This is a genomic window from Xenorhabdus sp. BG5, assembly GCF_015163665.1.
In the GTDB taxonomy this organism is placed as follows: domain Bacteria; phylum Pseudomonadota; class Gammaproteobacteria; order Enterobacterales; family Enterobacteriaceae; genus Xenorhabdus.
Genome location: NZ_JADEUG010000037.1, coordinates 16,998 through 31,713, shown reverse-complemented (window position 1 = coordinate 31,713; position 14,716 = coordinate 16,998). Strand labels below are relative to the sequence as shown.

Genomic DNA, 14,716 nt, shown 5'->3' with positions numbered 1-14,716 from the left:
CTCAGGTGCATATTGCAGCGCGGCCACAATGCCTTCTAACGCGGTCTTCATATAGGCATTAATGCGCATTGGGTCAACGTGCTGGCTGCATTGTGCGGTCAGTGCAAATCCATCATCAAAATCATCCACATCCAGTGACAAGGGATAGTTACTGCGCTCTTCACCCTCTATTTCGTCAATGCCTTCCCAGGCGATTGAGGCCATTTGTTCATCTTCTCGTGGGCTATGGCGGAAGTTTAGCAAGCTGTTAAACAGCGGCAATGGTGCCTGAATACCACTGCAACGCTGGACAACCGCCAGCGGTGCCTGCTCATGGTCCAGTAGTGCGGTTAACTGCTGATAAGTTTCTTTTACTGCTTGCTGAACGGTACGTGCCTGTAACTTAACGCGAATAGGTAAGGTATTGATAAACATCCCCAGCACTTCGGATGCACCAATCCCACCTTGTAACCGTCCCAACAAAACAGTACCGAATACGATATCATTCCGTCCACTGCATCGCGCCAGTACCTGTGCCCATGCCACATGAAACAGCACGGCAGCACTCATACCTAATTGACGAGCGCAATCACGGAGACTTTGGGCTAGCTTACTATCCAGCGTGAGAACGTTTTCCACTATCTCATTGAGACCGCCACCTTGTACGTCAAGCAACCCAAATGGCAGAGTGGGTTCTTCCACATCACCCAATAACTCGCGGAAATAGTCTTGGTGAACTTCCAAAGGTACATTGCGGATCTGCGCGATAAAGTTTCGGTAAGGCAGTGGTGTTGGTAAATTTTCACTTTCCCCCAAAAGCAGGGTTTGTATTTCACTGAATATCATGTCCAGTGATATGTGATCACACACTAAGTGGTGATACAGCAAGGAGAGTAACCATTGTTCGGAAGCGGGATCTTTAGCTATATGAGCGGCTAATAGTGATGCTTTGGTAATATCCATCCGTATTGCACGGGGATCGGTGAGGCGGCGTAGCTGGGCTTCTGGGGGTTCTTCTGCCGATAGCGTGAGTTCAGTGATCGGCAGTGGTGCATGACGATAGACGATTTGCACGGGTTTAAGAAGCTCTTTCCAGTAAACGGCGCTGCGCAGAATATCGTGCCGATCAATCACCTGCTGCAACGCCTGCAAGAAACTCTCCAGCCGTGTCCGGCTGTCGAAAATCATCAAATGGTTGTCCAGATAGAGATCACCTTCCGTTTCCAGCAAATGGTGAAACAGGATACCTTCTTGCAATGGCCCCAATGGATAAATGTCCTGGACGTTGGAGATACCGCCTGTTACATGGGAAACAATCTGATCTATCTGGTCTTGAGTCAATTCTACCAGTGGCAGCATATCTGGCGTAATGACGGAACTGTCTTCTCTAATCAGGTTAGGCGGTACGTCCTGTCGGGTTGTTGTCTGAGTGTTATTGTGACGGATTAGGGCGCTCATGGCCGCTAATGTAGGGGCAGAGAAGATCGCGTTGACATCCAGAGACAGGCCGTGAAGACGCAGTTGCTCAATCAAATTGACCACGAGCAGTGAATGCCCGCCTAGTTCAAAGAAATTATCTTGCCGCCCGACTTGTTCCACATTCAACAGGGATTGCCAGATTGCGGCCAGTGTTTGTTCAGTTTCGCCTTGTGGCACTTCATATTCACGGCTGACGATAGCGCTCCGATCCGGTGCCGGCAGGGCCTTGCGATCCAGTTTACCGTTGGCGGATATCGGAAAAGCGTCCAGCATAACAAAGGCACTGGGCAGCATGTGATCCATCAATCGGCTGCTCAGTTGCTTACGTAATTCAGCCGGGCTGAGTGTCATGCCGGTTTCCGTGATCACATAGGCAATTAAGCGCTTGTCACCGCTTTCGTCTTCACGGGCGATCACCACGGCATCGCTGACGCCTTCGCAAGCTGCCAATTGGGTTTCAATTTCCCCCAGTTCAATGCGGAACCCGCGTAGCTTGACCTGAAAATCGTTGCGCCCTAAATATTCAATTGTGCCATTAGGTAGCCAGCGTCCCAGATCGCCGGTTTTGTACATGCGGGCATCGGGCTGTGCACTAAACGGATCCGCTACAAATTTCTCCGCGGTTAAATCGGGGCGATTGAGGTAACCACGGGCTACACCGGCACCGGCAATATGGATTTCACCACTGACGCCAATAGGAACTGGCTGACCCTGGGTATCCAGAATATAAATACGGGCATTGGGCAATGGATAACCAATCGGGATAACACCTTTGAGATGCAGTGGATTTTGGTGGTCGAATTTCAGGGTGGTGGCAATCACCGTGGTTTCCGTTGGGCCATAAGAGTTAATCCAGCGGCAGGATTGGGTTTCCTGATGAGACAGCCAGCTGATCAAATGGCGATATTCCGCTTTTTCGCCGCCGACAATAAGGGTATGCAGATAGGGGCTAAAACCACTGCGTCCTGCCATCATCTCCTGTACCCACAGGTGCCAGAAAGCCGTCGGCATATCCATAATGGTGATCTTCTGCTCACGCAGGAAGGTGACAAAAGTCATATCCGGTATCCGAATATGGGGCGGCCGCAAAACCAGTGTTGCGCCCGATGCGAGGGTGGGGAAAATATCGGATACCGAAGTATCAAAGGCGATAGTCGCAAATTGCAGGATACGATCCCCCAATTGTGGTTCACTGGTCTGGTGCTGAGCATGAATAAAGTTCACCACATTGCGGTGCTCCAGCATCACGCCTTTGGGCTGGCCGGTGGAGCCGGAAGTATAGATAATATAGGCCAGATGATGCGGCTTAAGCCCCAATTGATCAGTATCGGGATTATGGGTTGGCTGTTTTGCCACATTATCCTGATTATATTGGTCATCCAGCAGCCAGACAGGGGTATCCTGTATTGGCAAACGAGTCTGTAGATGCTGTTGGGTCAGCAATAACACCGGCTTGCTGTCCGATAACTGATAGGCGAGACGTTCAGCCGGGTATTCCGGATCGAGTGGAATATAGCCGGCTCCTGCTTTAAGAATAGCGTACAGGCCAATAATCAAATCCAGACTGCGGTCAACACAGATTGCCACGCGATCATCAGGGCGTACACCCGCGGCTATCAGTTGGTGTGCCAGTTGATTAGCGTGGCGGTTTAGCTCTGCATAACTCAGTTGGCTATCGCCAAACACTAATGAGGTGGCGTCAGGGGTTTGTTCCACCTGTTGTTCAAACAGTTGATGAATCAATAACGTTTGTGGATATGCGAAAGCCGTATCATTGAAATCATCTAACACTTGAGTGCGTTGGTATGGTTGCAATAGGGGTAAACTTTCCACTGGTTGTGAATCATCTTTTACCATCGCAGTCAGTAGGGTTTGCAGGTAACTGGCGATACGTTCAACGCTGGCAGGGTCAAACAGATCACTGGAATACTCCAGCCCACCGACTAAGCCATTTTCAGTATCATTTATTGAGAGAGACAGATCGAAATGCGAGCTGTTTTCAGCCAGATTGATTTCACTAATGGTGATATCCGGCAATGCGATATTTTGCTGTCCAGGAGTATTATCCACTGACATCATCACCTGAAAAATCGGGCTATGACTGAGGCTACGTGGGGGTTTTAGCACTTCCACCAATTGTTCGAATGGCAGATCTTGATGCGCGTAGGCATTCAGTGCATGGGCCTTAATCCTGGCTAGCAGAGCGCTGACCGTTGGATTGTCATCTATTTGAATGCGCAGAGCCAGCGTGTTAACAAAAAATCCAATTAACGGCTCTAATTCGCTATATTGCCGATTAGCGACAGGTGTGCCAATTACCAGATCTTTCTGCCCACTAAGACGGGAAAGCAAAGTCACCCACCCCGCCATTAAGGTCATGAATAATGTTGTCCCGTGACGCTGGCTAAGGCTTCTTAATCCGCTACTTAATTCCGGTGACAGAGTAAAATCAACATACCCTCCGGCATAACTCTGTTGTTCTGGGCGTGGCCTGTCTGTCGGGAGTTCCAAAAGTGCAGGAGCACCCTGTAACGCATCGCGCCAGAAATTCACCTGTTTTTCCAATAGTTCTCCCTGTAGCCACTCTCTTTGCCAAAGGGCATAGTCAGCATATTGGAGTGTCAACGCGGGCAGGGGATCACCCTGTCCTTCGCTGAACGCATGATAAAGCGTGGAAAGCTCGTGCATCAGGATGTTAAGGGACCAACCATCGGAAATAATATGATGCTGGGTTAATAACAGGATATGTTCATTTGCAGCCAGTCGCAGCAAGCGCCCTCTGATTAGGGGGCCTTTTGCAAAGTCAAATGGCTGGCTGATTTCACGCTGGGCTATCTCTTCGAGGGTAATTTGTTGCTCTTCCGCAGGCAGATGGCTGAGATCTTCTACTGCCAAAGAGAAGCCACTATCGGGTTTACCAATAACTTGCAGGGCTTGGCCTTCGACCATCTTGATAGTCGTGCGCAGAATTTCATGACGAGCAACAATTCTGTTTAATGCTGCTTGCAGGGCATCTAAATTCAAATAACCTTGCAGACGCAGACCACCTGGAATGTGGTATGCCGTTTGTGCTGCTGGATCTAACTGCGCCAGGAGCCATAAGCGTTGCTGTGCCCAGGAGAGGGGAAGCGTTTGCTGATCAGCGTTTCTCGCTATAATTTGCCTTTTTTCTCCGCTCTGCTTTTTTTCCCCAATCTGACTGTTTTCAATGCGTTCTTTAATTTTTTTCTGGAGTACCGCTTGTCTTAATTCAAGTAGGCTTAGTTCTTTGTTACTCATTTAATTAATTATCTCCATTTAGCAGGGCACGCAGTTCATCTTCGGACAAGTTTTCCAATTCTTTTTGCAGCAATTCGATATCTTCTTGTGCGAAAAAGGTTTCGATCTGTCTTGATGCGATAAGCTCGGCGAGTTCAGAAAGTTCTGGATGGGTAAATATGTCTTGAATGGACACTTCAAGATGGAATGCATCACGCAATCTTGCCATTAACTGAATGATTGATAGGGAATTTCCACCCAGATCAAAGAAGCTGTCATGGCGTCCTATTTGTTCTAACCCCAATAAATTTTGTAGGATAGCGGCAATTTGTTGTTCGATTTCACCTTGGGGCGCTTCGTATTCACGGCTGGCGATGTCTGAACGATCCGGTGCTGGCAGTGCTTTGCGATCTAATTTGCCGCTTCCGGTTAGCGGGAAGGCTTCCAGCACAACAAACGCGCCAGGCACCATATAGCTAGCCAGACGATTATTCAGTTGTTCACGCAGGCGATTGGCTTCTGGTGTGAAACCGGATTGTGGAATGACATAGGCGACCAGACGTTTGTCGCCGGCTTCTTCTTCACGGGCGATGACCACAGCATCTTTGACGCCGTCACAGGCGGCCAGCTGTGCTTCAATTTCCCCCAGTTCAATGCGGAAGCCGCGTATCTTGACCTGAAAATCGTTGCGTCCAAGATACTCAATCATGCCGTTTGGCAACCAGCGTCCTAAGTCACCGGTTTTGTACATACGCGCATTTGGTTGTGCGCTGAATGGATCGGCAACAAATTTCTCCGCTGTCATCTCCGGCTTATTCAGATAACCCCGTGCGACACCTGAACCCGCGATGTGAATTTCACCACTAACACCAATAGGAACCGGTTGACCGAGGGTATCCAAAATATAGATACGGGTATTGGGTAGTGGGCGACCAATCGGAATATTGTCATTGATATATGGCACTTGCGTGTTATCTATCGTCAGTTTATCTACGGTCAATGTTGTGGCTATAACGGTAGTTTCAGTCGGGCCATAGGAGTTAATCCAGCGGCAGGATGGTGTTTCCGAATGAGACAGCCAGTTCATTAAATGACGATGCTCTGCTTTCTCACCGCCGACAATAAGGGTGTGCAGATAGGGGCTGAAACCACTGCGCCCCGCTATCATCTCCTGTACCCAGTGGTGCCAGAAGGCAGTGGGCATATCCATAATGGTGATCTTCTGTTCGCGTAAGAAGGCGACAAATGTCGCATCCGGTACTCTGATATGGGGTGGACGCAGAACCAGTGTCGCACCGGCGGCCAGGGTGGGGAAAATATCGGATACCGAAGTATCAAAGGCGATGGTGGCAAATTGCAGAATACGATCACCTAATTGTGGTTGGCTGGTCTGGCGCTGGGCATGGATAAAGTTCACCACGTTACGGTGTTCCAGCATCACGCCTTTAGGTTGTCCAGTGGAGCCGGAGGTATAAATGATATAGGCCAGATGGTGTGGTTGAAGCCCCATTTGGCGAATATCAGGGTTATGAGTAGGTTGTTGTGCTACCGCGTTACGATGGTTGTCATCATCCAACAACAAGGTTGGAATATCCTGCGTCGGCAAACGTGTCTGTAAATGGCGCTGAGTTAACAACCAGGCAGGTTGGCTGTCTGATAGCTGATAAGCCAGTCGTTCTGTGGGGTACTCTGGATCAAGGGGAATATAGCCAGCACCTGCTTTAAGGATGCCGTACAGACCAATGATCAGATCCTGACTGCGGTCAGCGCAGATAGCGATACGATCATCGGGACGCACGCCGGATGCAATCAGATGATGAGCCAGTTGATTGGCATGATGGTTCAATTCGGCATAGCTCAATTGGCTTTCACCAAACACCAGCGCAATGGCATCAGGTGTCCGTTCAACTTGCTGTTCAAACAGTTGGTGGATTAAAACATTTGGCGGAAGATCAACAGCAGTATCGTTAAATGTTTCCAATACCTGAGTGCGCTCTTCTGGGGAAAGAATATCGAGCGATTCAATTTTCTGTTCTGGCGCGTGTTGCAGGGCTGCGATCGTTCCCCTTAAAGCCATCTCCATATAAGCGTTGATGCGCGCTGGATCAATCTGCTGATAGCACTGTGCGGTGAGCGCAAATCCATCATCAAAATCATCGACATCCAGTGACAGTGGATAGTTACTGCGTTCTTCACCACTGAGTATCTGTACACCTTCCCATGCCAACGATATAGATTGAGATTTATTACGTGGGCTATGGCGAAAGTTCAGCAAGCTGTTAAACAACGGTAATGGTGCCTGGATGCCACTGCAACGTTGTGCAACAGCCAATGACGCTTGCTCGTGATCGAGCAATTCACTGAGTTGTTGATGGGTTTCCCGGACTGCCTGCTTAACGGTACGTTCCTGTAACCGAATGCGGATAGGCAGGGTATTGATAAACATACCCAATACTTCGGAAGCACCCACTCCCCCCTGTAAGCGTCCTAGCAGGACCGTGCCAAACACCACATCGCTTCGCCCACTGCATCGGGCTAATACGTGCGCCCATGCGACATGGAACAGCACTGCGGCACTCATACCGCGTTGGCGGGCACAGTTACGCAGGTTATTGGCGAGTTCGTTATCCAGTGTGACAGTATTTTCTACAATTTTATTGCGGTTTGTTTCTTTAAGATCGTCAAGTAATTCAAAGGGTAAAGTAGGCTCTTCAACATCCCCAAGTTGCTCGCGGAAATAGGCTTGATGAACTTCCTGCGGCACGCTACGGGCCTGGGCGATAAAATTACGGTAAGGTAGGGGAACCGGCAGCGTGTCACTTTCTCCCAAGATCAGCGCCTTAATCTCATTGAAGATCATGCCTAATGAAATGTGATCGCACACTAAATGATGGTGCAATAAGGAGAGCAACCACTGTCCAGATTCAGGATCTTGGGTAATATGTGCCGCCAGAAGGGGTGCTTTGGTGATCGCCATTCGCACCGTGTGTGGGTCGGTGAGATGACGTAATTGCGCTTCTGTTAACAACGTGTGTTCAATAACCGGCAGCGGTGCACGACGATAAACAATCTGAACAGGTTCTGGCAATTCTTGCCAATGCACCGCACTACGCAGGATATCGTGCCGATCAATAACTTGTTGCAGTACCTGTAAGAACGTATCTAAACGTGTCCGGCTATCAAATGCCATAAGCTGATTATCCAGATAGATATCGCCTTCGGTTTCCAGCAAATGGTGGAACAGGATACCGGCCTGTAATGGTCCAAGCGGATAGATATCCTGAATATTGGTGACACCTCCAGGAACGAGGTGGACAATCTCCTCGATCTGGTTTTGTGTCAACGCCACCAGTGGCAGCATGTCTGGGGTAATAATCTGGCTGTCTTCGCGGATCGGGTTTGGCGGAACAGCCAATTCGGTGCTACTCCGCGCGCTATTTTGATTTAAACGAGCGCTCATGGCAGCCAAGGTGGGTGCAGAAAAGACGGTACTGACATCAAGGAATAGGTCATGCTGGCGTAATTCCTCGATCAGATTGACCACCAGCAAAGAGTGTCCACCCAGTTCAAAGAAATTGTCATGGCGTCCCACTTGCTCCAGGCTCAGCAGGGATTGCCAAACTGTCGCCAGGATTTGCTCCGTGTCTCCTTGCGGCGCTTCATATTCACGGCTGACAACGGCAGAGCGATCCGGTGCTGGCAGCGCTTTGCGATCCAGCTTGCCATTGGCGGTTAGCGGGAAAGCATCCAGCATAACAAAGGTACTGGGGAGCATATGCTCCATCAAACTGGTGCTCAATTGCTCCCGCAGATAGGCTGGATTGAGGGTAATTCCTGATTGTGGAATGAGGTAAGCAATCAGGCGCTTATCACCATTTTCCTCTGCACGGGCAATCACCACGGCATCACTGACACCTTCGCAAGCGGCCAGTCTCGTCTCAATTTCCCCCAGTTCAATGCGGAAACCGCGTAGCTTGACCTGGAAATCGTTGCGCCCCAGATATTCAATGGCGCCATTTGGCAACCAGCGTCCCAGATCCCCTGTTTTATACATGCGGGCATCGGTTTGTTCACCAAAGGGATCGGGAATAAATTTCTCTGTCGTTAAATCGGGTTGGTTTAGATAACCACGGGCAACGCCTGCGCCGCCAATATGAATTTCGCCACTGACGCCAATAGGAACCGGCTGGCCGTGGGTATCCAGAATATAAATGCGGGTATTGGGCAGTGGATAACCAATTGGGATAACACCGTCAAGATGGGGGGGATTTTGGTTATCCAGCTTCAATGTCGTGGCAATAACGGTGGTTTCAGTTGGGCCATAGGAGTTAATCCAGCGGCAGGATTGCGTTTCCGGGTGAGATAGCCAGTTCATTAAATGACGGTATTCTGCTTTCTCTCCGCCAACAATAAGGGTGTGCAGATAGGGGCTAAAACCACTGCGACCTGCCATCATTTCCTGTACCCAGTGGTGCCAGAAGGCGGTGGGCATATCCATAATAGTGATCTTCTGCTCGCGCAAGAAGGTGACAAAAGTGATATCCGGTATTCGGATATGAGGCGGACGCAGAACCAGTGTCGCGCCGGAGGCCAGAGTCGGAAAGATATCGGATACCGAAGTATCAAATGCCACGGTGGCAAATTGCAGAATACGATCACCTAATTGTGGTTGGCTGGTCTGGCGTTGAGCATGGATAAAGTTCACCACGTTACGGTGTTCCAGCATCACCCCTTTAGGTTTGCCCGTGGAGCCGGAGGTATAGATGATATAGGCCAAATGATGGGGTTGCAGTCCCATTTGGTGAACATCAGGGTTATGAGCGGGTTGTTGTGCCACCGCGTTACGATGGCCGTCATCATCCAACAACAAGGTTGGAATGCCTTGCGTCGGCAAACGTGTCTGTAAATGATGCTGAGTTAACAGCCAGGCAGGTTGGCTGTCTGACAACTGATAAACCAGTCGTTCTGTCGGGTACTCTGGATCGAGGGGAATATAACCCGCACCTGCTTTAAGGATGCCATACATACCAATGATCAGATCCAGACTGCGATCGGCACAGATAGCGATACGGTCATCGGGGCGCACGCCAGACGCAATCAGATGGTGGGCCAGTTGGTTAGCATGACGATTCAGTTCGGCGTAACTGAGTTGGCTATCGCCAAACACTAATGCGATCGCATCAGGTGTTTGTTTCGCTTGTTGCTCGAATAGTTGGTGGATCAACCTGTCTTGTGGATAGGCTTGAGCGGTATGGTTGAAATCCACTAATAATTGCTTGCGTTGTTGCGGTTGCAGCAACGGTAAATCTTGTATCCGCAGAGAATCATCAGCGACCATCGCGGCTAACAGAGTTTGCAGATAGCTTGTCAGCCGTTCAATACTGGCACGATCAAACAGATCACTGGCATATTCCAATTCGCCAACTAACCCATTATTGGTGTCGTTCATGGAAAGTGACAGATCGAAATGGGTGCTTCTGCGGGCCAACGGCAACTCATCCAGCACTAAACCAGGTAATTCAAGGGATTGTTGTATTGGTGTGTTATCCAGCGCGAGCATAACCTGAAATATCGGGCTATAACTCAAGCTACGTGGCGGTTGTAACGCTTCGACCAATTGCTCAAAGGGTAAGTCCTGATGTACATAGGCTGCCAGTGCATGGGCTTTGACTTGTGCCAATAACGTGCTAACGGTGGGGTTATCTGCCAGTTTTACCCTGAGCGCCAGCGTATTGGCAAAGAAACCGATCAACGGTTCTAATTCACGGTGCTGCCGGTTAGCGATTGGGGTTCCAATAACAATATCGTGTTGACCACTGATGCGGGCAAGCAAGATTGACCATGCAGCCAGTAATGTCATAAATAATGTGGAACTATGGCGCTGGCTCAACGCCTTTAAGCCATCACTTAATGCTGGTGAAAGGGTGAATGCCACTTGATCGCCATGGTAGCTCTGAACCGCAGGGCGTGGCCTGTCTGTCGGCAGTTCCAGTAACGCAGGTGCATCTTGCAGGGCTTCTCGCCAGAAACTGACTTGTTTTTCCAGCACCTCACCCTGTAGCCATTGTCGCTGCCAGAGAGCATAATCAGCATATTGTATTGTCAGTGCCGGCAGTGGATCGTCTTGCCCCTGAATGAAAGTACGGTAGAGGGTGGTGAATTCATATATCAGGATGTTTAATGACCAGCCATCCGAAATCATATGGTGCTGAGTCAACAACAGAACATGTTCATTATTGGTGAGTTTTAGTAATTGTCCGCGAATTAATGGCTCAAGAGCAAAATCAAAGGGATGGTTAGTTTCAAATTGAGCGGCTGCATCAATTGCCGCCTGTTTTTCTGTCTCAGTTAACCGACTGAGATCTTTAATGGTCAACTTGAAGCCACGCTCCGTATCGGCAATCATTTGCCGGGCGATACCCTCCTCCATTTTGATCGTTGTGCGCAGAATTTCATGGCGAGCAACGATCCTATCCAGAGCCGCTTGCAGCGCATTCAGGTTTAGCTGGCCTTTCAGACGCAATCCGCCTGAGATGTGATATGCCGTCTGGGCGGCAGGATCTAACTGCGCCAGGAACCACAGGCGTTGTTGTGCCCAGGAGAGTGGCAGAACTTGTTGCCGGTCGGCGGGTAATATCACCGGTTGTGTGGCATGCTGTACTGGTTGATTGGCTGTATCCAACGATTGGGCCAAATCGGACAAAATGGGATGGGTGAATAAATCTTGTAAGTCTACTCTGCTGTTGAAAACCTGGCGTAAGCGGGTAGCCATTTGTACTGTCAGCAAAGAGTGACCACCCAACTCAAAGAAATGGTCATGACGTCCTACTTGCTCCAGCCCCAGCAGGGATTGCCAGATTTCCGCCAGTTTCCGCTCAATTTCCCCTTGAGGGGCTTCGTATTCACGGCTGGCTATTGCAGTATGATCCGGTGCAGGCAAGGCCTTGCGATCTAATTTACCGCTGCCGGACAGTGGGAAGGTGTCCAGTATGACAAATGCACTGGGGATCATGTGCTCCATCAGATGGATACTCAATTGTTCACGCAGATGGGAAGGGATGAGCGTAACACCTGATTGTGGTATCAGGTAGGCGACCAGACGCTTGTCACCCGCCGTTTCTTCACGGGCAATGACGACAACATCTTTGACTCCGTCACAAGCTGCCAACTGAGCTTCGATTTCTCCCAATTCAATACGGAAACCACGCAGTTTGACCTGAAAATCATTGCGTCCTAAATATTCAATGTTACCGTCCGGTAGCCAGCGCCCCAGATCGCCGCTTTTATACAGACGGGCATTAGCTTCTTTGCTGAACGGATTGGGTATGAAGCGTTCTGCCGTCAGTTCTGGTCGGTTTAAGTAACCACGAGCGACACCGGCGCCACCAATATAAATCTCTCCACTGACACCGATGGGAACAGGTTGACCGAAGGGATCGAGAATATAAATACGGGAATTGGCATTGGGGCGGCCAATAGGAATGCTATGGGTAATCTCGGTGGGGGCGCCACCATTTAGGATCAGTGAAGTCACGATCACGGTGGTTTCAGTTGGGCCATAAGTGTTGATCCAACGGCAGCGTTGCGTTTCGGGCAATGATTGCCAATCCACCCAATGGCGGTATTCCGCTTTCTCACCACCGACAATCACCGTATGCAGGTAAGGGCTAAAACCTGTACGATCGGCTTTCATCTCCTGTACCCATTGGTGCCAGAACGCAGTCGGCACATCCATAATGGTGATCTTCTGCTGCTGTAAAAAATCGATAAATTCTATATCCGGTACACGGATATGGGCAGGACGCAGGACTAAAGTCGCCCCCGCCGCCAGTGTCGGGAAAATATCTGAGACGGAGGTATCGAATGCCATGGTCGCAAATTGCAGAATGCGATCCCCTGGTTGGGGTTGGCTGATTTGATGTTGAGCATGAATAAAGTTGACGACATTACGGTGTTCCAGCATCACACCTTTAGGCAATCCGGTCGAACCGGAGGTATAGATAATATAGGCCAGATGGTGTGGCAGAAGCCCTGACTGGCTGGCATCAGGATTATGGGTTGGCTGTTGTGCCACAACATTTAGATAATTTTCATCATCCAGCAACCAGACCGGCACCGCCGTCGGCGGTAAACTCGCCTGTAAATGTGTTTGGGTCAGCAATAACTTTGGTGTGCTATCTGATAATTGATAAGCCAGCCGCTCGGCAGGATATTCCGGATCGAATGGAACGTAACCTGCCCCTGCTTTGAGAATGCCTAACATGCCAATGATCATATCCAGGCTGCGCCCGACACACAGTGCCACACGGTCATCTGGGCGTAGACCAAAGGCAATCAGGCGGTGGGCCAGTTGGTTGGCGCGTTGGTTTAGTTCGGCATAACTTAGTTGTGTATCTTGGTACACCAAGGCAATAGCATCAGGCCCCGATTCTGCTTGTTGTTCAAAAAGCTGGTGGATCAATTTATCTTGTGGGTAGGTGAGGGCTGTGTCATTAAAATCCACCAACAATTGTTGGCGTTGCTGGGGCGTTATCAACGGTAGTTCAGTCACGCGCCGGCTATCATCAGTCACCATTGCCGCCAGCAAAGTGTTTAAGTGGCTGACTATACGTTCAATCGTGGCGTGGTCGAATAGATCACGGGCATATTCCAGATCACCCACTAACCCATTTTCAGTTTCATCCAGGGTTAATGTCAGGTCAAAGTAAGCACTATCCCTGATTAATGGTCGCTCATCTAATACCAATCCTGGCAGTTCAAAATGCCGTTGTCCCGGCGTATTATTGGTTGCCAGCATGACCTGAAAAATGGGGCTATGGCTTAAGCTGCGCGGAGGTTGTAAGATCTCGACCAATTGTTCAAAGGGCAGGTCTTGGTGGACAAAGGCATTGATTGCTTGTTCTTTTACTTGTGCCAGTAGTTCACTGACACGGGGGTTATTATGCAATTGCACACGTAACGCCAATGTATTGGCAAAAAAGCCGATTAAAGGGGCTAATTCAGGCTGCTTGCGATTGGCGATGGGAGTGCCAATCACAATATCATCTTGACCACTGAGGCGGCCAAGCAATGTAGCCCATCCCGCCAATAACGTCATAAATAAGGTGGTTCCGTGACGCTGGCTGAGTTCTTTTAAATCGGTCTGCAATGCGGGGGGAAGAATAATATTAACACGTCCGCCGGTATAGCTTTGCTTCGCGGGGCGCGGGCGGTCTGTGGGTACTTCCAGAAGTGCGGGAGCACCTTGCAGAGTGTTACGCCAGAATTCGACCTGTTTTTCCAGCGCCTCTCCCTGTAACTCATTTTTCTGCCAGAGAACATAATCAGCATACTGAATGGTCAGGGCGGGCATGGGATCAGGCTGTCCTTGACAGAATGCGCGATAAAGTGTGGACAGTTCTTGCATAAAGACACTGATTGACCAGCCATCAGAGATAATATGGTGCTGAGTTAACAGCAGGACATGTTGATCTTCTGCCAGTTTTAGCAAGCGTCCCCGTGCTAATGGGCCATGAACAAAATCAAAAGGGTGGTTTGCCTCAAGACAGGCGACTTTTTCAATGGCCGCTTGTTGTTCTGACGCAGTTCCTTTGGAATAGGGCTGGCTGAAATCTTCTTGTATCAGAGGAAAACCACAATCTGCATCATGAATGATTTGTTGTGCTTCGCCTTCTATCGTTACGATTGTGGTACGCAAAATTTCATGGCGCGCCACAATACGATCCAAGGCTGCTTGCAAGGCATTCAGATTCAGTTTGCCTTGCAGGTTTAACCCCGCTGACATATGGTATGCCGTTTGTGCAGCAGGATCTAATTGAGCAAGGAACCATAAACGTTGTTGTGTCCAGAATAATGGCGCGCCGTTATCACGCGGTTGGGCCGTGATTGTTGTTTTTTGCGTCGATTGGCGGGTTAGTTTTGCTGATTGGGCTAACTCAAGTAGTCTTCTGCGTTCCGCTAATGGTAGAGATGAAAGCTCGTTATTATTCATTTGATTATC

Annotated in this window: 2 protein-coding genes; both read right to left on the bottom strand. The window is 49.6% G+C overall.

Annotated elements, in window-relative coordinates:
- The coding region (locus tag IQ209_RS15435) for a non-ribosomal peptide synthetase (protein WP_193852127.1) at positions 1 to 4,737 on the bottom strand (4,737 nt) is incomplete at its 3' end.
- Positions 4,738 to 4,741: 4 nt separating this feature from the next.
- Complete coding sequence (locus tag IQ209_RS15430) at positions 4,742 to 14,707, bottom strand: non-ribosomal peptide synthetase (RefSeq protein WP_193852126.1); 9,966 nt, start codon at positions 14,705 to 14,707, stop codon at positions 4,742 to 4,744.
- Positions 14,708 to 14,716: the final 9 nt, after the last annotated feature.